The organism is Citrobacter amalonaticus Y19 (assembly GCF_000981805.1).
In the GTDB taxonomy this organism is placed as follows: Bacteria; Pseudomonadota; Gammaproteobacteria; order Enterobacterales; family Enterobacteriaceae; genus Citrobacter_A; species Citrobacter_A amalonaticus_C.
The window spans coordinates 3,290,555-3,312,441 of the sequence record NZ_CP011132.1; the positions used below are offsets into that span (position 1 = coordinate 3,290,555).

Annotated in this window: 19 protein-coding genes and 1 pseudogene; 9 read left to right on the forward strand and 11 right to left on the reverse strand. The window is 52.0% G+C overall.

Features of this window, described 5'->3' with window-relative positions:
* Positions 1 to 168: 168 nt before the first annotated feature.
* A complete protein-coding gene (syd, locus tag F384_RS15135) occupies positions 169 to 714 on the reverse strand; it encodes a SecY-interacting protein (RefSeq protein WP_046486532.1) in 546 nt (181 codons plus the stop codon).
* Positions 715 to 782: 68 nt separating this feature from the next.
* Between syd and queF the strand changes: the two genes are divergently transcribed.
* The 5 genes from queF to xni all read left to right on the forward strand — a co-directional run bounded on the left by queF (position 783) and on the right by xni (position 7,200).
* The gene (gene queF / locus F384_RS15140) at positions 783 to 1,631 is read left to right on the forward strand and encodes an NADPH-dependent 7-cyano-7-deazaguanine reductase QueF (protein ID WP_046486533.1); all 849 of its coding nucleotides are present in this window, start codon (positions 783 to 785) and stop codon (positions 1,629 to 1,631) included.
* A gap of 112 nt (positions 1,632 to 1,743) precedes the next feature.
* Positions 1,744 to 3,108 (forward strand): nucleotide 5'-monophosphate nucleosidase PpnN, encoded by a 1,365-nt coding sequence (ppnN, locus tag F384_RS15145; protein ID WP_046486534.1) that lies wholly within the window; start codon positions 1,744 to 1,746, stop codon positions 3,106 to 3,108.
* A 506-nt stretch (positions 3,109 to 3,614) separates the two neighbouring features.
* A complete protein-coding gene (locus F384_RS15150; protein ID WP_046486535.1) occupies positions 3,615 to 4,904 on the forward strand; it encodes an HAAAP family serine/threonine permease in 1,290 nt (429 codons plus the stop codon).
* Between the two features lie 60 nt (positions 4,905 to 4,964).
* The gene (gene sdaB / locus F384_RS15155; protein ID WP_046486537.1) at positions 4,965 to 6,332 is read left to right on the forward strand and encodes an L-serine ammonia-lyase II; all 1,368 of its coding nucleotides are present in this window, start codon (positions 4,965 to 4,967) and stop codon (positions 6,330 to 6,332) included.
* A 112-nt stretch (positions 6,333 to 6,444) separates the two neighbouring features.
* On the forward strand, positions 6,445 to 7,200 hold the full coding sequence (xni, locus tag F384_RS15160) for a flap endonuclease Xni (protein WP_046486539.1): 756 nt from the start codon (positions 6,445 to 6,447) through the stop codon (positions 7,198 to 7,200).
* A 65-nt stretch (positions 7,201 to 7,265) separates the two neighbouring features.
* Here the strand turns inward: xni and fucA are convergent.
* The 5 genes and pseudogenes from fucA to F384_RS15185 all read right to left on the reverse strand — a co-directional run bounded on the left by fucA (position 7,266) and on the right by F384_RS15185 (position 12,621).
* Positions 7,266 to 7,912, reverse strand: a pseudogene (gene fucA / locus F384_RS30795) (L-fuculose-phosphate aldolase).
* Positions 7,913 to 7,969: 57 nt separating this feature from the next.
* A complete protein-coding gene (locus tag F384_RS15170; RefSeq protein ID WP_046486540.1) occupies positions 7,970 to 8,968 on the reverse strand; it encodes a LacI family DNA-binding transcriptional regulator in 999 nt (332 codons plus the stop codon).
* A gap of 142 nt (positions 8,969 to 9,110) precedes the next feature.
* Entirely contained in the window at positions 9,111 to 10,061 is a 951-nt protein-coding gene (locus F384_RS15175; protein WP_046486542.1) for an ABC transporter substrate-binding protein, read from the reverse strand.
* Positions 10,062 to 10,134: 73 nt separating this feature from the next.
* Positions 10,135 to 11,118 (reverse strand): ABC transporter permease, encoded by a 984-nt coding sequence (locus F384_RS15180; protein ID WP_046486544.1) that lies wholly within the window; start codon positions 11,116 to 11,118, stop codon positions 10,135 to 10,137.
* Positions 11,119 to 11,121: 3 nt separating this feature from the next.
* Positions 11,122 to 12,621: a sugar ABC transporter ATP-binding protein gene (locus tag F384_RS15185; RefSeq protein WP_046486546.1), complete on the reverse strand. Its 1,500-nt coding sequence runs from the start codon at positions 12,619 to 12,621 to the stop codon at positions 11,122 to 11,124.
* Positions 12,622 to 13,097: 476 nt separating this feature from the next.
* Here F384_RS15185 and fucI point away from each other — a divergent pair, with 476 nt between their 5' ends.
* The 4 genes from fucI to fucR all read left to right on the forward strand — a co-directional run bounded on the left by fucI (position 13,098) and on the right by fucR (position 17,563).
* Positions 13,098 to 14,873 (forward strand): L-fucose isomerase, encoded by a 1,776-nt coding sequence (gene fucI / locus F384_RS15190; RefSeq protein WP_046486549.1) that lies wholly within the window; start codon positions 13,098 to 13,100, stop codon positions 14,871 to 14,873.
* A 106-nt stretch (positions 14,874 to 14,979) separates the two neighbouring features.
* Positions 14,980 to 16,377 carry an L-fuculokinase gene (gene fucK / locus F384_RS15195; protein ID WP_046486554.1) on the forward strand — a complete coding sequence of 466 codons (1,398 nt, stop codon included), beginning with the start codon at positions 14,980 to 14,982 and terminating at the stop codon, positions 16,375 to 16,377.
* Positions 16,378 to 16,387: 10 nt separating this feature from the next.
* On the forward strand, positions 16,388 to 16,810 hold the full coding sequence (fucU, locus tag F384_RS15200; RefSeq protein WP_046486558.1) for an L-fucose mutarotase: 423 nt from the start codon (positions 16,388 to 16,390) through the stop codon (positions 16,808 to 16,810).
* Between the two features lie 42 nt (positions 16,811 to 16,852).
* A complete protein-coding gene (fucR, locus tag F384_RS15205; protein WP_046486561.1) occupies positions 16,853 to 17,563 on the forward strand; it encodes an L-fucose operon activator in 711 nt (236 codons plus the stop codon).
* Between the two features lie 570 nt (positions 17,564 to 18,133).
* On the opposite strand, the gene F384_RS15210 is transcribed toward fucR, so the two are convergent.
* The 5 genes from F384_RS15210 to F384_RS15230 all read right to left on the reverse strand — a co-directional run bounded on the left by F384_RS15210 (position 18,134) and on the right by F384_RS15230 (position 21,885).
* Positions 18,134 to 18,301, reverse strand: coding sequence for a YhfL family protein (locus F384_RS15210; RefSeq protein ID WP_046486564.1), 168 nt, complete (start codon positions 18,299 to 18,301; stop codon positions 18,134 to 18,136).
* A 581-nt stretch (positions 18,302 to 18,882) separates the two neighbouring features.
* Positions 18,883 to 19,983 carry a 23S rRNA (cytidine(2498)-2'-O)-methyltransferase RlmM gene (gene rlmM / locus F384_RS15215; RefSeq protein WP_046486569.1) on the reverse strand — a complete coding sequence of 367 codons (1,101 nt, stop codon included), beginning with the start codon at positions 19,981 to 19,983 and terminating at the stop codon, positions 18,883 to 18,885.
* Positions 19,976 to 20,371, reverse strand: coding sequence for a DUF423 domain-containing protein (locus F384_RS15220; RefSeq protein ID WP_046486574.1), 396 nt, complete (start codon positions 20,369 to 20,371; stop codon positions 19,976 to 19,978). Before F384_RS15220 ends, rlmM begins: the two co-directional genes overlap by 8 nt.
* A gap of 18 nt (positions 20,372 to 20,389) precedes the next feature.
* On the reverse strand, positions 20,390 to 21,307 hold the full coding sequence (gcvA, locus tag F384_RS15225; protein WP_046486577.1) for a glycine cleavage system transcriptional regulator GcvA: 918 nt from the start codon (positions 21,305 to 21,307) through the stop codon (positions 20,390 to 20,392).
* A gap of 350 nt (positions 21,308 to 21,657) precedes the next feature.
* Entirely contained in the window at positions 21,658 to 21,885 is a 228-nt protein-coding gene (locus F384_RS15230) for a YgdI/YgdR family lipoprotein (protein WP_042322452.1), read from the reverse strand.
* Positions 21,886 to 21,887 lie beyond the last annotated feature (2 nt).

Genomic DNA, 21,887 nt, shown 5'->3' on the forward strand with positions numbered 1-21,887 from the left:
ATAGGCAATGCCTTAAGGAAAATTTCATATGAAAGTTGACAGAAAATGATTAACTTGATGATTTATTAGAATATTAGCGTTTTTTGTTTCGCAATGTCTTCATTTATCACCTGGCGATCTCCTACAGGGCTTGTAAGAGATCTCTCACACGCTGATGGGGTAAATGGATTACAGAAGAGGCTTAAGTCGCGTAAGGAAATCCGCAAGAGAAGGCGCCAGAACGGAACGATTACGGGTTCCCAGCGTTTCTTTGATCACTTCACCGGACAGATTGCACAGTGAAATCACCTCCAGTTCATTGTCCAGCGTGGCAATAAAGAGGGTCGGCGACAGTTTCAAACGTTTCTGCGTCACCAGATGACCAATCAGGTTCTCCTGAACCCGTCTGAAATCATCCGCGCTCCAGGTCTGCAACAGCATCAGCGTTTCACTGGCCAACTGCGCGCGCATGTCCCCGGCAAACTGCGTGGTATAAAATGCATGAAGCGCTGGTTGTATCACAATATCGAAGGCACGTTCAACCGCGTTTACATTCTGTTCACCTTCGAACGGCTGCGGTTGCCAGTAAACGGCATCACGGGTGGTAGAAATAATGCACGGCGAAGGCACGCCATATAGTTCTTCACTCATGGGCCAGCTTGCGTGTTTTTCGTGCCATGCGTCGCAGTAGCGCGTCGTAAAGTCCTTCAGGGCCAGGGCTGTCTGTTCGTCCACCGGTTTCTCTCTTCATAAAAGCCAGGATACACTTGTCGCATAGTGTATCTGGTTTATGACGGTGAAACATGTCTTCTTATGAAAACCATCAGGCTCTTGACGGCCTGACGCTCGGTAAATCAACGGATTACCGGGATCTTTACGACCCCAGCCTGCTACAGGGCGTGCCCCGCAGTCTGAATCGCGACCCGCTGGGACTAAAAGCAGACAGTCTGCCGTTTCACGGTGCCGATATCTGGACGCTGTATGAGCTGTCATGGCTGAATGCCAGGGGATTACCGCAGGTGGCGGTAGGCCATGTAGAACTGGATTACACCAGCGTTAATTTGATTGAATCCAAGAGTTTTAAGCTGTACCTGAACAGCTTCAACCAGACGCGGTTTGACTCCTGGGAAGCGGTACAACAGACGCTGGAAAACGATCTGCGCGCCTGTGCCGAAGGGGATGTGACCGTAGCGTTGTACCGTCTCGACGAACTGGAAGGACAACCTGTCGCGCACTTTCACGGCGCCTGCATTGATTTTCAAGACATCGACATCGATAACTACCAGTTCACCACTGACCCTCTGCAGTCCGCCGCCAGTGGGGAAAAAGTGGTGGAAGAGACGCTGGTAAGCCATCTATTGAAATCAAACTGCCTGATCACCCATCAGCCGGACTGGGGCTCCATACAAATTCAGTATCGCGGACGTAAAATTGACAGAGAGAAGTTGCTCCGTTATCTGGTTTCTTTTCGCCATCATAATGAGTTCCACGAGCAGTGCGTGGAACGCATTTTCAATGATCTGCTACGCTTCTGCCAGCCTGAGAAACTGAGCGTTTATGCGCGCTATACGCGCCGTGGCGGTCTGGATATTAATCCATGGCGGAGCAACACCAACTTCGTTCCGGCAACCGGCAGATTAGTTCGACAGTAAATTATTTCACCATTTTGCGTGTCCGATTCCACGCGCAAGGTTGTGAAAGGTCATAAGCCAGGGCTATTGTAATCTACAGGGAATGACGTTTTGCGTCCCATAAGGAGTTTACTTGATTACACATATTAGCCCGCTTGGCTCAATGGACATGTTGTCGCAGCTGGAAGTCGATATGCTTAAACGCACGGCCAGCAGCGACCTGTATCAACTGTTTCGTAACTGTTCGCTTGCCGTTTTAAACTCCGGCAGTCTGACTGACAACAGCAAAGAGCTGCTGTCCCGCTTTGAAAGTTTCGACATTAACGTGCTGCGTCGCGAACGCGGTGTGAAGCTGGAACTGATCAACCCGCCAGAAGATGCTTTCGTCGATGGTCGTATCATCCGTGCGCTGCAGGCAAACCTGTTTGCCGTGCTGCGCGACATTCTGTTCGTTAATGGTCAGATTCATAACGCGGGCCGTTTCCAGCATCTGGATCTCGAAAGCTCCGTGCACATTACTAACCTGGTGTTCTCTATTTTGCGAAATGCCAGAGCGCTGCACGTGGGCGAAGCGCCAAACATGGTTGTCTGCTGGGGCGGCCACTCCATTAATGAAAACGAATACCTGTACGCCAGACGCGTCGGGACGCAGTTAGGTCTGCGCGAGCTGAACATCTGCACCGGCTGCGGACCCGGTGCGATGGAAGCGCCCATGAAAGGCGCGGCGGTGGGTCATGCTCAGCAGCGTTATAAAGACAGCCGTTTTATTGGGATGACCGAACCATCGATTATCGCCGCTGAACCGCCGAACCCGCTGGTTAACGAACTGATCATCATGCCGGACATTGAAAAACGTCTGGAAGCTTTCGTGCGTATCGCCCACGGCATTATCATCTTCCCGGGCGGCGTGGGAACGGCAGAAGAGCTGCTGTATCTGCTGGGGATCCTGATGAACCCGGCGAACAAGGATCAGGTTCTGCCACTCATCCTGACCGGCCCGAAAGAGAGTGCCGACTACTTCCGTGTGCTGGATGAGTTCATCGTGCATACGTTGGGAGAAGCCGCGCGCGCGCATTACCGCATTATCATTGATGACGCGGCTGAAGTGGCGCGCCTGATGAAAAAAGCGATGCCGCTGGTGAAAGAGAATCGTCGTGACACCGGTGATGCCTACAGCTTCAACTGGTCGATTCGTATCACGCCGGATCTGCAAATGCCGTTCGAACCGTCCCACGAGAACATGGCCAACCTGAAGCTGTACCCTGACCAACCGGTTGAGGTGCTGGCGGCAGACCTGCGTCGCGCCTTCTCCGGGATTGTGGCGGGTAACGTCAAGGAAATGGGCATCCGCGCTATTGAAGAGTTTGGTCCATACAAAATCCATGGCGACAGTGAAATGATGCGTCGCATGGACGATCTCCTGCAAGGTTTTGTCGCGCAGCACCGTATGAAGCTACCCGGCACCGCGTACATCCCCTGCTACGAAATCAGCGCCTGACGCGAAACGCGTTTCATGAACCGGGAGCGGCTGATGGCCCTCCCGTTTTTTTATGATTACCAAAGAGATAACGTCTTTGCTTTATTAAGGCTGTTAATACATCATACAAAAATTATCGCAACGCAAACGATTACCCACCTAATGCAACCGCGTTTTATCAGCCGAAATTTAACTTAGTCATCACAAACCACCAGAAATGACGCGTTTTACAACGCAACCTCCGTATCTGCCTTGCGATGCTTTCGGTCGATATGTCGTTAATGCTAGCCTTCGCGCGCGTAAATTCGCTGTGATGATTTTTTAACAGACTAATGATCCAAACATATCCACGTTAGAAGTGGATTATTGCATTTGGGATCGCGATCACTGATAGATTCATTAGTTAAATGTATCTTTCTGCCCGCAAATTACTACGGTTAAAAATTTTATAAAAATCGTCATTGCAAGAATTTCGTTTTACGGTCAGGAATTTTTTCCTGATTTTTAGCTTCCTCCAGGAGAAACAGATGGAAACCATTCAAACCAGCACGATTGCTTCGACTGAAACACGAAGCGCATGGCGCAAGACTGATACCATGTGGATGCTGGGCCTTTATGGCACGGCTATCGGTGCGGGCGTATTGTTCCTGCCAATCAACGCAGGTGTCGGCGGGATGATCCCGCTGATCATCATGGCAATTATCGCCTTCCCGATGACCTTTTTCGCCCACCGTGGTCTGACTCGCTTCGTGCTGTCCGGCAAAAACCCGGGCGAAGACATTACAGAAGTGGTTGAAGAGCACTTTGGCGTCGGTGCAGGTAAGTTGATTACCCTGCTCTACTTCTTCGCGATTTACCCGATCCTGTTGGTTTACAGCGTCGCGATTACCAACACCGTTGAAAGCTTCATGACCCACCAGTTGCAAATGACTGCGCCGCCGCGTGCGATTCTGTCGCTGATTCTGATTGTCGGTATGATGACCATCGTCCGCTTCGGTGAGCAGATGATCGTGAAGGCGATGAGTATCCTGGTGTTCCCGTTTGTTGCGGCGCTGATGCTGCTGGCGGTGTACCTGATCCCTCAGTGGAGCGGTGCGGCGCTGGAAACCTTGTCCTTTGACACTGCCGCGTCAACCGGCAATGGCCTGTGGATGACGCTGTGGCTGGCAATTCCGGTGATGGTTTTCTCCTTCAACCACTCTCCGATCATCTCCTCTTTCGCCGTGGCGAAACGTGAAGAATACGGTCAGGGTGCGGAGAAGAAATGTTCCAAAATTCTGGCTTGCGCGCACATCATGATGGTGCTGACCGTTATGTTCTTCGTCTTCAGCTGCGTACTGAGCCTGACTCCGGCAGACCTGGCGGCGGCAAAAGCACAGAACATCTCAATTCTGTCTTACCTGGCGAACCACTTTAACGTCTCGTTCATCGAATGGATGGCGCCAATCATCGCCATTATCGCTATCACTAAATCCTTCCTCGGCCACTACCTGGGCGCCCGTGAAGGCTTTAACGGTATGGTGATTAAGTCTCTGCGCGGCAAAGGCAAGTCCATCGAAATCAACAAACTGAACAAAATCACTGCGCTGTTCATGCTGGTAACAACCTGGATTGTCGCCACCCTGAACCCGAGCATCCTCGGTATGATTGAAACCCTGGGCGGTCCAATCATCGCGATGATCCTGTTCCTGATGCCGATGTACGCTATCCAGAAAGTACCGGCAATGCGTAAATACAGCGGTCACATCAGCAACGTATTTGTTGTCGTGATGGGTCTGATTGCTATCTCCGCGATTTTCTACTCCCTGTTCAGCTAAGTTGTTTAGCGCCGCTTTCGGGCGGCGCTTCCTCCCTGATATAACCGCAATGGATGCCCTATGATTAGCGTATTCGATATTTTCAAAATCGGCATTGGCCCTTCCAGTTCACATACCGTTGGACCAATGAAAGCCGGCAAACAATTCACGGATGATCTGATTGCCCGCAATATTCTGACGGATGTCACCCGCGTCGTGGTGGATGTGTATGGCTCCCTGTCGCTGACGGGTAAAGGCCACCACACTGATATCGCGATTATCATGGGTCTGGCGGGAAATCTGCCGGATACCGTCGACATCGACGCCATCCCGAGTTTTATCCAGGATGTGAACACCCACGGGCGGCTGCTGCTGGCGAATGGTCAGCATGAGGTCGAATTCCCGGTTGATAAGTGCATGAATTTCCATGCCGATAACCTGTCTCTGCATGAGAACGGGATGCGCATTACCGCGCTGGCGGACGATAACGTCCTCTACAGCCAGACTTACTACTCCATCGGCGGTGGTTTCATCGTTGATGAAGAACATTTCGGTTTAACGAACAGTTCGCCGGTCAACGTGCCGTATCCGTACAAATCGGCTGCCGATCTGCAAAAACACTGCCAGGAAACCGGGCTTTCCCTTTCCGGCCTGATGATGCAAAACGAACTGGCATTGCACAGCAAAGAAGAGCTGGAACAGCACTTTGCTAACGTCTGGGAGGTGATGCGCGGCGGCATTGAGCGCGGCATTACCACCGAGGGCGTGCTGCCAGGAAAACTGCGAGTACCGCGTCGTGCGGCGGCGCTGCGTCGTATGCTGGTGAGCAGCGACAAAACCACCACCGATCCGATGGCGGTGGTTGACTGGATCAACATGTTCGCGCTGGCGGTGAACGAAGAGAACGCCGCTGGCGGACGCGTGGTCACCGCGCCAACGAACGGCGCCTGCGGTATCGTGCCGGCAGTCCTCGCCTACTACGACAAATTCATCCGCGAAGTGAACGCTAACTCGCTGGCGCGCTATATGCTGGTCGCCAGCGCAATTGGCTCACTGTACAAGATGAATGCCTCTATTTCCGGTGCGGAAGTGGGTTGTCAGGGCGAAGTCGGCGTGGCCTGCTCGATGGCGGCGGCCGGACTGGCAGAACTGCTGGGCGGCAGTCCGACGCAGGTGTGTATTGCGGCGGAAATCGGCATGGAACATAACCTCGGTCTGACCTGCGATCCGGTTGCGGGACAGGTTCAGGTACCGTGCATCGAGCGTAACGCGATTGCTTCCGTTAAAGCGGTCAACGCGGCTCGTATGGCGCTGCGTCGTACCAGCGAACCGCGCGTCTGCCTCGATAAAGTCATCGAAACCATGTACGAAACCGGTAAAGACATGAACGCCAAGTATCGCGAAACCTCTCGCGGCGGCCTGGCCATGAAGATTGTCACCTGCGATTAATCGTGCACACAGAGGCCTCATTTTGCGAGGCCTCTTCTTGTTTTGGCCTCCCGCAATAGCCTGCTTCTGTCCTGAATGTTACCCTATACGCTGACTGGTAAGGGAGAACACCGTGGCTGTCCATCTGCTCATCGTCGACGCGCTCAATTTAATTCGCCGGATCCACGCCGTTCAGGGTTCGCCCTGCGCGCAGACCTGCCTGCATGCGCTTGATCAGCTGATTGTCCACAGCCAGCCCACTCACGCCGTGGCGGTGTTTGATGATGAAGCGCGGAGCAGTGGCTGGCGCCATCAGCGCCTTGCGGACTACAAAGCCGGTCGTCCCCCCATGCCTGACGAACTGCACAATGAGATGCCCGCCCTGCGTGACGCCTTCGAACAGCGAGGCGTCGCGTGTTGGGTGTCGAGCGGCAATGAAGCTGATGACCTGGCGGCAACGCTGGCGGTCAAAGTCACGCAAGCGGGCCATCAGGCCACCATCGTGTCGACTGACAAAGGCTATTGCCAGTTGCTCTCCCCAACCTTACGCATTCGTGATTACTTTCAGAAACGCTGGCTGGATGCGCCGTTCATTGAAAAAGAGTTTGGCGTTCAACCGCAACAATTGCCGGATTACTGGGGACTGGCGGGGATCAGCAGTTCAAAAGTGCCAGGCGTCGCTGGCATTGGCCCGAAAAGTGCCACCCAACTGTTGGTGCAGTTTCAGACGCTGGAAGGTCTCTACGCGCATCTGGATGAGGTGCCGGAAAAATGGCGCAAGAAACTGGAAGCTCACCAGGAGATGGCCTTCTTATGCCGTGATATTGCGCGTTTGCAAACCGATTTGCATCTTGACGGTAACCTGCAACAGTTGCGCCTGGCGCGGTAGTGCTGTGGGCCAGATGGCGCAAACCATCCGACCCAGCACACAAACCGCGACGGACTCCCCGCCGCTTATTCTTCAATACGTAATCCGTAGGTTTTAAACTTTTCGAGCACCACGGCGATCTCTTCATCGGATAACACCGGCACCGGATCCACCACCGCCAGCGTCTTCATATAGAGTTGCGCCAGCACTTCCACTTCGTGCGCCAGCCACAGCGCCTTTTGCAGATTCTCCTCACAGGCAATTAAACCGTGATGTTGCAGCAGTGTGGCTTTGCGATTTTTCAGTGCCACGACGACGTGTTCAGAGAGTTCGCGAGTGCCGAAAGTAGCGTAAGGCGCACAGGGAATAGAATTTCCCCCGCCGCGGCAATCATATAATGGATTGCCGGGATCGGCCGGTTGAGAATAGACACCGCAGTACAGTGAATGGCATGGTTATGCACAACCGCATTCGCCTGCGGGCGAGTCTGATACGCCGCCAGATGAAAACGCCATTCGCTGGACGGTAATTTCCCCTCTTCGTATTTGCCGTCGTTATCCACGTAGACAATCATCTGTTCGGTCATTCGCTCATAGGGAATACCGCTCGGGGTAATCAGCATACCGTCCTGATAACGCGCGCTCACATTTCCCGCCGTCCCCTGGTTTAAACCCAGGCGCGTCATTTCAAGACAGGTTTCGATAATTTCTCGAGATAAACGAGTTCTTTCCATCTCAGTTCTCCGGGGTAATCGGTTCAATGACTGATAACGCTCTTTTTGTCGCGTATATTATTTTTGTCTTAAGCGCTTAATTAATTTCATTTCCACTTTTACCGTCTCATGGACGGGACGATCTTCAATGGCGTTGAGCATCATCGCGAAGGCTTTTTCCGCCCAGGCATTCTCATCCTGCTGCATTGACCACACGTTATTAGACAGAAATCCCAGCATGGGATGTTCATCGAACGTGCCGATATTGATCTCGGACGGGATAACGCCAAAACGGTCGCGGATAGCTCTTACCGCCCCTTCCAGCACCGGTAACGACGAGGCGATAAATGCCTGCGGGCATCCCACGTCGTCGATCAGCGTCTGCATAATCTGGTATCCCCCTTCCGGGGTGTTTACCGGTCCTTCACGCACCCAGTCGCGGTGATGAATCCCTTTTTTACTGAGCGCATTCAGGTAGCCCGACAGACGGTCGCTGATACTGGGCAAACCAGCATCGCCAACCAGAAACCAGACTGGCAGCTTTTCTGCATCCAGTAAATTTTGGGTTAATTGCTCGCCGCCAGACATATTGTGACTTTCCACCAACGCGTTATCCGTATATTTAAAATCACGGTCCAGCAATACCATCGGTTTTCTTACCTGACGTAAATGATGCTGCTGGTTTTCTAACGTTGACGGGACAATAAACAGGCCATCAACATTACGGGCAATTAACGCTTTGGTTATTTTGTTTTCGTAATCGACATCATCATAGGTACAGCTAATCATCAGTTGGTAACCAGAGCGGCGACAACGCTGTTCCAGCTTCTCCGCCAGCGTGGCAAAGAAGACGTTAGAAATATTGGGTACGATAAGACCTAGCGTATCGGTTTTATTCAGCTTCAGACTGCGGGCGGAATGGTTAATCACATAACCATATCGCTCAACATATTCATTAATACGCGTTTGCGTTTTGAGGCTGATTCGATACTGTTCAGCTTTTCCATTTAGCACCAGTCTCACGGTTGTCACCGATAAATTCAGGTCGCTGGCTATCTGTTCTACTGTTTTAGCCATATATGTGCCCCAGTCACCGTCCACGCGTCAATTGACAATCATAAAAGCATTTTACACTTTTGTCTTACCGCATCAGTCGGTTAAGCGCACGCTGTTGATCTCACCAGGTAAGCGGGGGCGCAGACGTCGCCCCCCTGCCTGTTTATTTCTTGCCGAAAGGATGTAACAGCTTGTCAATTTCCGGCGTATTGATGTTTTGGGCGCTCACGAATTTCACCGGGATATCGATCTCTTTCGCGACCGTTTGCCCTGACAGCGCCGCATTCAGGGTTTTGATCCCCTGATAACCAATCTGATAAGCGTCCTGGACGACAAAGCCCTGGATAACGCCGGTGTTGAGGAAGTTAATAATGGCTTCGGTGCTGTCGAAACCAATGACTTTCACCTTCCCTTTCAGATTCTGGCTGTCGATAGCGTTAGCGACGCCCAGCGTTGAGCCTTCATTGGTGCCATAGATCCCGGCCAGATCGGGGTTGGCCTGAATCATGTCAATGGTCTTATCCATTGCTTTTTGCGGATCGCCATCACTGTACTGCACGGGCAGCACCTTGATATCCGGATACTTTTCCTTCATGCGGGCAATAAACCCTTCCGAGCGCTCTATCGCCGATGACGTCCCGGCGACGTGCGCGATAATGCCGACTTTACCTTTGTTATTCACCTGCGCCGCCAGCGCATCCGCCGCTTCAGCGCCCGCTTTACGGTTATTGGTCGCCACGAAGCTGACTGGAATATCGGAGTTCACGCCAGAGTCAAAGGTGACAACCTTAATGCCACGCGAATTTGCCGTTTCCACCAGCGGGGCAAGCGCATTCGCATCCAGCGCGGCCAGCAGCAGGCCGTTCGGTTTTTGCGCCATAGCGTTTTCAACCAACTGAATTTGTTCCGCAATCTGGGTTTCGTCCGCAGGTCCGACATAGCTGGTTTTATCACCCAACTCTTTCGCCGCCGCTTCCGTCCCCATTTTCACGGTTTGCCAGAATTCATGCTGGAAACCTTTACTGATGACCGGAAGGTTCAAATCTTTCGCTAACGCGCTGGACGTGATGCACGCCAGCAGGGATAACGCGTAGACAAAATGCCTGGTTTTCATTGTTGTACTCCGTTGTAAGTGTGTCACCCTTAACGTCAGGGTCAGTGTTCCCCGTGACTGCCGGGAGCGTAAATCAACGAATCTTTTTGCGTAACGTATCGAGGTAGACGGCGGCGACGACCACAACCCCCATCGCCACCATTTGCCAGAACTGGGAGACCCCCATCAGGTTCAGGCCGTTTTTCAACACGCTCATAATGAAGGCGCCAATGATGGTGCCGCCGATGGTGCCAATCCCGCCCATCAGGCTGGTGCCACCAATCACCACGGCGGCAATGGCTTCCAGTTCATAACCAACGCCGACCGTTGGCTGACCGGAGTTCAGGCGTGAGGCCAGAATTACCCCGGCAATGCCAGTCAACAGTCCGCAGAAGGCATAGACAAAGATTTTGACGCGCTGGACTTTGATCCCGGAAAGGTGCGCCGCCACTTCATTACTGCCTACGGCATAGACGTAGCGACCAATCACCGTCTTCTTGAGGATGTAACCAGCGACCAGGGCGACAATCACCAGATAGAACACCGGATACGGCAGCACATCGAATAAACGCCCCTGCGCCAGCAATTTAAAGGTGGGGTAATCGGCAAAATAGATGGCGCGACCGTCTGTCATCACCATGTTGATACCCCTGACGGACATCATCAGACCCAGCGTGGCGATGAACGGCGGAATCGTCATTTTGGTTACCAGCAAACCGTTCACGTAGCCGCACAATCCCCCGGCCAACACGCCAGCCAGGATGCAGACTGGCAGCGGCAATCCGAGTGTCGCGCAGATACCCACCGCGACGCCGGAAAACGCCACCACCGAGCCTAAGGAGAGGTCGATCCCTGCCGTAATAATCACAAACGTCACGCCAATGGCCATAATGCCGATAACCGACGTTTGCAGCGCAATCGTCATAATATTTTCGGTGTTAAAGAAAAACGGCGAGCTGACACTGAAGAAGACAACCAAAATAATTAAACTAAACAGCGGCGCAAGGCGCATTAAAAGTTCTTTATTAATTTTTATTTTCTTATTGTTGCTGTCTGAAGAGGTTACAGAGACGGTCATGATTTAATCCTCTAACGTCGCATATTGCATGATTTTTTCTTGGGTGGCGTTATCAGCAGTTAATTCTCCGGTAATACGACCACTGCGCATGACTAAGATACGATCGCACATGCCCAGAACCTCCGGCAGTTCAGAGGAAATCATAATGATCGACTTCCCTTTCGCCACGAGACGATTCATTAATTCATAGATTTCCAGTTTTGCGCCGACATCAATTCCCCGCGTGGGTTCATCAAAAATAAGAATATCGGTATCTTTGCATACCCAGCGGGCAATAATAATTTTTTGCTGATTTCCTCCGCTCAAATTCAGGGCCGCCTGTTCAAGGTGTGGCGTTTTGATTCTGAGCGCCCTGACCTGTTCTTCGCTCGTTTGCTGGCAACGTTTCGAATCAACGTTACCAAAACGGTCGGCGTATTCAGGGTAATTCCCCAACATGATATTGCGCTCAACGGACAAATTAAGCGCCAGCCCCTCTTTTTTGCGGTCTTCGGTTAAATAGCTAATGCCTTGCGCGATGGCGTCAGAAATACTCTTTATCACAATGGCCTTGCCGTTCAGCGTAATGGTTCCGCTGTCGATAGGATCGGCGCCAAAAATGGCCCGCGCCAGTTCCGTACGCCCGGCGCCCATCAGGCCGGCAAAGCCCAGGATCTCTCCCCGATTCAACGTAAAGTCGATGTTATTGAGAACGCCTTTGCGCGTAAGGCCGCGGACTTCCAGCACCGGTTCCTGATGCGCCCGCGCTTCGCGGCGAGGATAGATATTTCCCAGTTCGCGCCCGACCATCATCGCAATCAGGTCGCTTATCTTCACGTTTTCATAATCCACGGTATCGATGTACTGGCCGTCGCGCATAACCGTCGCGCGATCGGCAATCAGCGCCAGTTCTTCCAGACGATGCGAGATGTAGACAATCCCGGTCCCCTGCGCTTTAAGCAACCGGGTCACCTGGAATAAACTTTCTATTTCCGTTTCCGTCAGCGCCGCCGTAGGTTCATCCATAATCAGGATTTTGGCATTGACGGATATCGCTTTCGCGATTTCCACCATCTGCTGTTGTGCCACCGTCAGGTCTGCCACCAGCGTTTCTGGCGAAATATTCAGGTTTAATTTCTGCAAAATCTCGCTTGCCGCCTGTCGCTGTTGTTTTTCATCCAGCCGCCAACGATTATTTTTACAAAACTCTCTGCCGATAAAGATATTTTCTTCCACGGTTAATTCCGGAAAGAGATTAAATTCCTGATGAATAATGGTGATCCCGGCATTCTGCGCGCTGAGTGGGTCGCTGAATGACACAGGACGATCCTCAAATATAATATCCCCTTCATCCGGTTGATAAACACCGGATAAAATTTTCATTAGTGTGGACTTTCCTGCACCATTTTCGCCTAATAGCGCATGCACTTCGCCTTTGCGAAGAGTAAAGTTCACATTACTCAACGCTAATACGCCGGGAAAGCGTTTGGTAATATGATTCATCTGTAAAAATGTTTCGGACATTGCTGCTTTCCTCAATAATCAGAAACTGCAGGCAGTGAATCAGGCGAAGTGCATTCTCAGGGAGCGAGCGTCACCATGAATGTGAATACTTCCTGAAAACACGTATACGTCACGTCGATATGTTGCCAGATATTGCTAACTCGAGTTAGCGATTTGCCCTTTAAAGCTATTTTAGCCACCAAAAATAGCCAAATCATTTGGGTTAAAATTGTGATGCCGGACAGACATTTATTTCTAATTGTCTGATTTTAAATATTTTAATAAAGTTGACTGCCAATTAATTATTTGATGCAGATCGAATTTTAACCACTTCTCGTGAAGCCCCTCACAATCCCATCAGAAAAAAGTTGTGTAAAAAACGCGCCAATATCTAAGCTAACTCGAGTTAGCAATTTAATCTGTTTCAGCCGCCTGCTGCGGTGGCGCTCTTTCATCCGCCTGAGCAGCGCGCCAATACGTGAGATGAGGAACCCCGAATGAAGAAGAAAAACCTGCCGAAAATTGGTATTCGTCCGGTCATTGATGGACGCCGAATGGGCGTTCGTGAATCACTGGAAGCACAGACGATGAACATGGCAAAGGCCACTGCGGCCCTGCTGACAGAGAAGCTGCGCTACGCCTGCGGCACGCCGGTTGAATGCGTTATTGCCGACACCTGTATTGCCGGAATGGCGGAATCCGCCGCCTGTGAGGAAAAGTTCAGTAGTCAAAACGTCGGCCTGACAATCACCGTCACGCCGTGCTGGTGTTACGGCAGCGAAACTATCGATATGGATCCTCTGCGCCCGAAAGCCATCTGGGGCTTTAATGGCACCGAACGCCCGGGCGCGGTCTATCTGGCTGCGGCGCTGGCGGCGCATAGTCAAAAAGGGATCCCTGCATTCTCTATCTACGGCAAGGATGTACAGGATGCCGGCGATACGTCGATCCCGGCCGATGTTGAGGAAAAACTGCTGCGCTTCACCCGGGCAGGACTTGCCGTCGCCAGCATGAAGGGGAAAAGCTACCTCTCTCTGGGCGGGGTGTCGATGGGGATCGCCGGTTCCATCGTCGACCATCACTTCTTTGAGTCCTGGTTGGGGATGAAGGTCCAGTCCGTCGATATGACAGAGTTGCGCCGTCGCATCGATCAAAAAATCTATGACGAAGCGGAACTGGAAATGGCGCTGGCATGGGCGGATAAGCACTTCCGCTATGGCGAAGATAAAAATGCTAAACAGTATCAGCGTAACGCCGAACAAAGCCGGGCGATCCTGCGGGAAAGTCTGCTGATGGCAATGTGCATTCGCGACATGATGCAAGGGAACCCTAAGCTGGCAGAAAAGGGACGCGTGGAAGAGTCACTCGGCTATAACGCGATTGCCGCGGGCTTTCAGGGGCAACGTCACTGGACCGATCAGTATCCCAACGGCGATACCGCCGAAGCGCTGCTGAACAGCTCGTTCGACTGGAACGGCGTGCGTGAACCGTTCGTTGTCGCCACGGAAAACGACAGTCTGAACGGCGTCGCCATGCTGCTTGGACATCAGTTGACCGGCACCGCACAGGTCTTTGCCGATGTGCGGACCTACTGGTCGCCAGAAGCGGTTGAACGTGTGACGGGTCAACCGCTGACCGGACGAGCAGAACACGGCATTATCCATCTGATCAACTCCGGTTCCGCCGCGCTGGATGGCACCTGTAAACAGCGCGACAGCGAAGGAAAACCGACGGTGAAACCACACTGGGAGGTGACACAGCAGGAGGCTGACGCCTGCCTGGCGGCGACCGAGTGGTGTCCGGCGATCCATGAGTATTTCCGCGGCGGCGGCTATTCATCACGCTTCCTGACCGAAGGCGGCGTACCGTTCACCATGACCCGCGTGAACATCATCAAAGGTCTGGGACCGGTACTGCAAATTGCGGAGGGCTGGAGCGTCGAACTGCCGAAAGCGGTGCATGACACCCTCGACAAACGCACCGATTCCAGCTGGCCCACTACCTGGTTTGCCCCCCGCCTCACCGGTAAAGGGCCGTTCTCTGACGTCTATTCCGTGATGGCGAACTGGGGCGCGAACCACGGCGTCCTGACCGTCGGCCACGTCGGCGCTGACTTTATCACCCTCGCCGCCATGCTGCGCATTCCGGTCTGCATGCACAACGTGGAAGAGACGAAAATTTATCGCCCTTCCGCCTGGGCCGCACACGGTATGGACACAGAAGGCCAGGATTACCGCGCCTGTCAGAATTATGGACCGCTGTATAAACGTTAAGGACCGCGTAATTGCCTGATGGCGACGCTGCGGCATCTTATCCGACCTACGGGTAAACAACCTGTAGGCCGGATAAGCGCAGTGCCCTCCGGCAACGGGAGTCATTATGAAAAATGAAATCATCCTGGTTCTCGACTGCGGCGCGACAAACGTGCGGGCCATCGCCGTTGATCGTCAGGGACACATTGTCGCCCGTGCTGCGGTTGCCAATGCCAGCGAAATTGCCGTGGAAAATAGCGCCTGGCATCAGTGGTCGCTGGACGCCATCCTGCAACGTTTCGCACAGTGCTGCCAGACACTATCCGCTGAACTCTCAGGCTTTCAGATCCGCGGCATCACGGTCACCACCTTCGGCGTTGACGGTGCGCTGGTCGATGAACGCGGCGAGTTACTCTACCCAATCATTAGCTGGAAATGCCCACGCACCGCCACGGTGATGGAAAGCATCCGTCGTTTTATGTCGCCACGTCAACTTCAGACCCTTTCCGGCGTCGGCGCATTTAGCTTCAACACCTTGTACAAGCTGATATGGCTAAAAGAAAATCACCCACAACTGCTGGAGCGGGCCCATGCCTGGCTGTTTATCTCCTCACTCATTAATCATCGTCTGACCGGCGAATTCACCACAGACATCACCATGGCTGGCACCAGCCAGATGCTGGATATCCAGCAGCGGGATTTCAGCGCCGATATTTTACAGGCCACTGGACTGCCGCGACGGCTCTTTCCGCGACTCGTGGAAGCAGGTGAGCAGACAGGTTCTCTGCAGCCTGCAATGGCAACGATACTCGGTCTGCCACCGGGCATTCCCGTGCTCTCCGCCGGACACGATACCCAGTTTGCGCTGTTTGGCGCTGGCGCGGAGCAAGACGAACCGGTTCTCTCTTCCGGCACGTGGGAGATCCTGATGGTGCGTAGCGCCAGGGTTGATACATCGTTATTGAGCGGACATGCGGGTTCAACCTGTGAACTGGACAGCCAGTCAGGACTTTATAATCCGGGGATGCAGTGGCTCGCTTCCGGCGTACTTGAGTGGGTGCGCAAACTGCTGTGGACACCCGAGACCCCGTGGCAAACGTTGATTACGCAAGCGCAAGCGATTCCTGCCGGGTCCGATGGCGTGCAGATGCAGTGCGAACTGCTCTCCTCTGCAAACGCAGGCTGGCGAGGCGTTACGCTCAATACCACCCGCGCGCATTTCTATCGTGCGGCACTGGAAGGATTGACGGAGCAACTGCGGCATAACCTGCATACGCTGGAAAAAATTGGTCAGTTCCGCGCGACGGAACTGCTGTTGGTCGGCGGCGGGAGTCGTAATGCGCTGTGGAATCAGATCAAAGCCAACACCCTTGAGATCCCCATCAAGGTGCTGGATGACGCCGAAACCACCGTTGCCGGCGCGGCGATGTACGGCTGGTATGGCGTCGGCGCGTTTTCCAGTCCGCAGCAGGCGAGAGAACAGGTGCGCTACCAGTACCGCTATTTCTATCCCCAAACACAATAAAGGAATATGCATGCTTAAAACGATTTCTCCCCTCATCTCGCCGGATCTGCTTAAAATTCTGGCGCAGATGGGTCATGGCGATGAGATTATTTTCTCAGACGCGCACTTCCCGGCGCACAGCATGGGGCCGCAGGTGATCCGTGCCGATGGTCTCAACGTCAGCGACCTGCTGCGAGCCGTGATCCCGTTATTTGAGCTCGACAACTATGCGCCACCGCTGGTCATGATGGCGGCCGTCGAAGGCGACACGCTCGACCCGAGCGTTGAAACGCGCTATCGCGATGCACTTTCCGCACAGGCACCGTGTCCGGAGATCGCGCGTATCGATCGCTTCGCCTTCTACGAGCGCGCGCAAAAGGCCTTTGCGATTGTCATCACTGGTGAACGAGCAAAGTACGGGAATATTCTTTTAAAAAAAGGGGTAACACCGTAATCTCAATCGCGGTCGGCGCATTTGATTGAGAGGTGATAAGAGATGAAAGCGGCACGTCAGCAGGCGATCGTGGATCTGCTCAGTCAGCATAAAAGCCTGACCACCGAGGCACTGGCCGTTCAGCTCAGTGTCAGTAAAGAGACCATCCGCCGCGATCTCAGCGAACTGCAGATTCAGGGCAAAATACTGCGTAACCACGGGCGTGCGAAAGGGATCCTGCGGGAAAATCCGGACAGCGGCGATCCCTTTCATATTCGCCTGAAGAGCCATTACGCGCATAAAGCCGATATCGCCAGGAAGGCGTTGAGCTGGATTGAAGAAGGCATGGTCATTGCGCTGGATGCCAGCTCTACCTGCTGGTATCTGGCCCGGCAACTGCCGGATATCAATATTCAGGTCTTTACCAACAGCCAGCCCATTTGCCAGGAACTCGGTAAGCGCCAGCATATTCAGCTCATCAGCTCTGGCGGCAGACTCGAGCGCAAGCATGGCTGCTACGTCAACCCGGCACTCATTTCACAGCTCAAATCCCTTGATGTCGATCTGTTCATATTTTCCTGCGAAGGGATTGATCGCCACGGCGCTCTGTGGGATTCCAGCACCTTTAACGCGGATTTCAAATCGGTCCTGTTGAAACGCGCATCGCAGTCGCTATTGCTGATCGACAAGAGTAAATTCAATCGTTCAGGAGAAGCCCGACTCGGGCATCTGGATGACGTAACGCATATTGTGTCGGACAGTGCGTCGATGTAAGCAGGTCATCGCATTCAACGAATAAAATCCAGAACTCGCGCTACCGCGGCAATCCCCCTGGCAATATCATCTATCACATCAGAAACAATCATAAGAATAATTAACCATGAAATTATTACTTAACATATTAAATTAAAATAGTTCATTAATCCAACATCCCTGTAAAATACAAAACAAGAAAAAAACCATTAAAAACACATAAAGATAACCATCTTCTTTTTGATTGATTGCAACCCTGGATCTTGTGGGCTCAACAGAGGTAATAGCCTGGCGCGTGGAGTGGCTGTCGGAAGATGAAATACGCCTTCATCTCCCCGATAAAACGGTTTCCGTCAATATTTCTCTTCGCTGACAAGATGGGATAGATAATTCGGTCATTGTCCCAATGATTAAAACACTTCGCCCTTTCATTCACATCATCAGTTTCAATCAATGAAATTCAGGCAAAAGTTGAGTTTTTACTGGGTAATAGTAACGTGGTACTTATGCATTGATCTGCTGGATACAAGAATGTTTTCACGGATAAGACAGATGTCTGAGCCAACCAGAGCGGTTGGCTCAGACAGAGGATTACTGATCTACAGGACCACAACCGCCAATCATTTTAGAAATAGAAATTGCCGGGTGTAACAAATAATCGTAATCACAATTTTTCTGTTTGTTATAGACACTACCTGTGCAACCAGAAATCACAGAAATAACAATTGCAAGCAGCGAGAATTTAATTACCTTTGACATGTTGTCTCCTTGGTATAAAAAATGATGCCAACCTAACGTTTTTAGCCATTAAGCTTTGGCAATTTAACCTGCCATATCATGGCATTTGACATTACGCTTTATCCTTAACATCAAAAAATCCAGAGTACTACGATTGTTCGCATTCAATACAATGTCAGTTTTGCTGTTTTTAGATCAGATAACAAACCCGACCGGGAAAACGTGTCACTATTATTATCAGCAAGATCTGACGAACGCAATACATGAAAGAAAATTAGGACAATATAAACATTATCGACTTTATCTGTTTTTTGGATAATTATATTACTGTCAGACTAATAACATTCCTTGATGAATACATAAATATCTTACTCCATGGCAACATTCAGTGTTTTGTCCATTAAAAACAACGTAAACCAGCGCTTTTATCTTTAGGATATTGATTATCCATATTAAAGAAAATAATTAGCATTTCAATGATATCAATATTGACGCGTCCTGTTCTCAGGGCTGATCAATGCCGAAGAAAATCAGAAATATAGATGGGGAGAACAGCGCCTGACGGCGCTGTGGTGACGCTACCAATAAGATAAAAGCAGACGCTAGCGCTCGTCGCGACGTCCACCGACCGCTGCCCACAGGCGGCGGACGTGCACCGTCACTTCTTCACGGTCATGATACAACTGACGCGCCTGAATCTGCGCATTCACGCCATGCTCGTCGAGCTGCGCCTGGATATAGGCCAGGTTCTGCGAAACCTCTTCGTAGCGCTTTTTCATCGGCAACTTGAGGTTAAAGATAGTTTCCCGGCACCAGCCGTTGACCAGCCACTGCGCCATCAACGCCGCCACTTTCGCCGGCTTCTCAACCATGTCGCACACCATCCACGAGATGTTGTTGCGGTTGGGGCGATACCTGAAGCCGTCTTCGCGAAGCCAGGTGACCTGCCCGGTATCCATCAGGCTTTGCGCCATCGGGCCGTTATCGACGGAATACACCCACATATTGCGTTTGACCAGCTGATAGGTCCAGCCGCCAGGGCAGGCCCCTAAATCCACCGCGTACATCCCGTTTGCCAGACGCTCATCCCACTCATCTTGCGGAATAAACACGTGCAGCGCTTCTTCCAGCTTCAGCGTCGAACGGCTTGGCGCATCGGACGGGAACTTCAGGCGCGGAATGCCCATATAGTACGGCGAGTTGTTAGTGGCGTAAGAGTAGCCGGTATAACAGCAGCCTGGTGCAATAAAGAAGACGTGCACCACCGGGCGCTTCGGCGTCTCATAATTCGTCAGAACGCCAGCGTCGCGCAGCGCAGCACGTAGCGGTACCGTAAATTTGCGACAGAACTTCATCAGCTCTTTGCTTTCATTCGTATCCGCCACTTCCACGCGCAAATCGCCGCCCTTCTCCACCACGCCCTGCAACATGCCGACAATCGGCGTAATGCGGTCTTCCGGTGGTAAATGCTGGAGCAACTCGCCCACCACAAACCACTGACGAGCAAAAATCAGTGAACTGAACGGCAGCTCGCTGATAATTTTTTCGGCGTCTTCTGCCTGATAGCACTCATAGATGACATAGCCCGCGTTCTCTTTGACGCGAGCAAAACCGAAGCGCTCCCGACGCCCTGCTTTATCGGTAATTTCGGCAGCACACTCTTTTTCAAAGCCCGGGCGACACAACAACACAACCTTATTCATGAACAACGCCCTTACGCTTCAAACGGATGGCACCGATTAACATCAGCACCCAACCTGCCAGGAAGCTCACGCCGCCGACAGGGGTAACAAACGCCCACAGGCGCAGATGAGACAGCGCCAGGCAATACAGGCTACCGCTAAAAAGCACCGTACCTAACGCGAGGAAAACGCTACTCCAGTAAAACCAGATGCTGATCCGGCGTTGCATCGCCACCGCCAGCCCGAAGATCGCCAGCGTATGAAACGCCTGATATTGCAGGCCGGTCTGGATCCAGCCCATTTCAACCACACCAAGGGTTTTGCTCAGGACATGCGCACCGAAAGCACCCAGAGCGACATAAATAAAGCCACTGATAGCGGCAAAAATCAGCATAAAACGGCTGGTCATGGTAATACCCTAAGTAAGTTATTGTTCATAACGAAAGCGGAATTTCTCTTGTTCCGTGGCCGCTTTCGCCAGTATCCACTGACGGAACGCGGCTATTTTACCCAGTTCTGCCTGACTGTCATGACAAACCAGATAAAATGCATTTTTACTGACCAGAACATCATTAAACGGGCAGACCAGTCGCCCCGCTTCAATTTCTGACTGCGCCATCACGTTATTCGCCAGCGCCACGCCCTGTCCGTGGATAGCAGCCTGGAGCACCATCGCGCTATGGCTAAAGATAGGTCCCTGCTGCACGTTGATGTGATTCAACCCCAACTGTCGCGTATAGGTTTGCCAGTCACGACGTGAGGCATCATGCAGCAAAGTATGCGAAGCCAAATCCGCGGGCGATTTCAGGGGTTTATCCCCCGTCAGCAGCAGCGGCGAGCACACCGGCAGCAGATATTCGGCGTACAATTTTTCTACGCGTAGTCCAGGCCAGTTGCCGCGGCCATAAAAAATCGCCACGTCGACGTCGTCCGCCAGTTTATCTTCCTGACGGTCCACCGCCTGGATCCTGACATCAATTCCCGGATAAGCTGAGTTAAAGCTAGAGAGTCGGGGCACCAGCCACTGAATCGCAAAACTGGGCAATAAACTGACCGTCAGCGCCCCCTTTGCACTCCGCGCCTGAAGTTTACGCGTCGCTTCGGTTAATTGCGAAAAAATCTCTTTTATGTCGAGGAAGTAGCTCTGTCCTTCTTCGGTAAGAAGAAGAGAACGGTTGCGTCGACGAAACAGCTTCAGCCCCAAAAAATCCTCAAGTGACTTGATTTGGTGGCTTACTGCGGCCTGCGTCACAAAAAGCTCTTCTGCTGCGCGGGTGAAGCTCAAATGCCGTGCGGCGGCATCAAAAACACGTAATGCGTTCAGAGGTGGAAGTCGTTTTGACATGGCTTTTAAACTTTGATGTTAAAAGAATTTAACAATTAAGCTACACTATGTAACCTATTAGTTTTTTTAATCTGAGCCATTATAATTTGTCCGTTGAGGAACTACCAGCAAATACCTATAGTGGCGGCACTTCCTGAGCCGGAACGAAAAGTTTTATCGGAATGCGTGTTCTGGTGGGCTTTTGGCTTACGGTTGTGATGTTGTGTTGTTGTGTTTGCAATTGGTCTGCGATTCAGACCACGGTAGCAACGCTACCCTTTTTCACTTCCTGTACATTTACCCTGTCTGTCCATAGTGATTAATGTAGCACCGCCAATTTGCGGTGCTTTTTTTTACCTGCTATCTGGCGACTACTGATCCAACTCGACCATCTCTTTCACATCGGTACGATTGATCTGCTGTTTGTTGCCATTAGCGTCTTTGTACGAAATCATCCCGGTTTCATCATCGGTTTTCGGCTTACCGTCCGCGACGATGCTACGCCCGTCATTGGTGTGCATCACGTAGTTCGGACCGGAACAGGCGCTCAGGGCAAAAGTCAGCATACATGCAGAGATAATTGCGGCAGTCTTTTTCATCT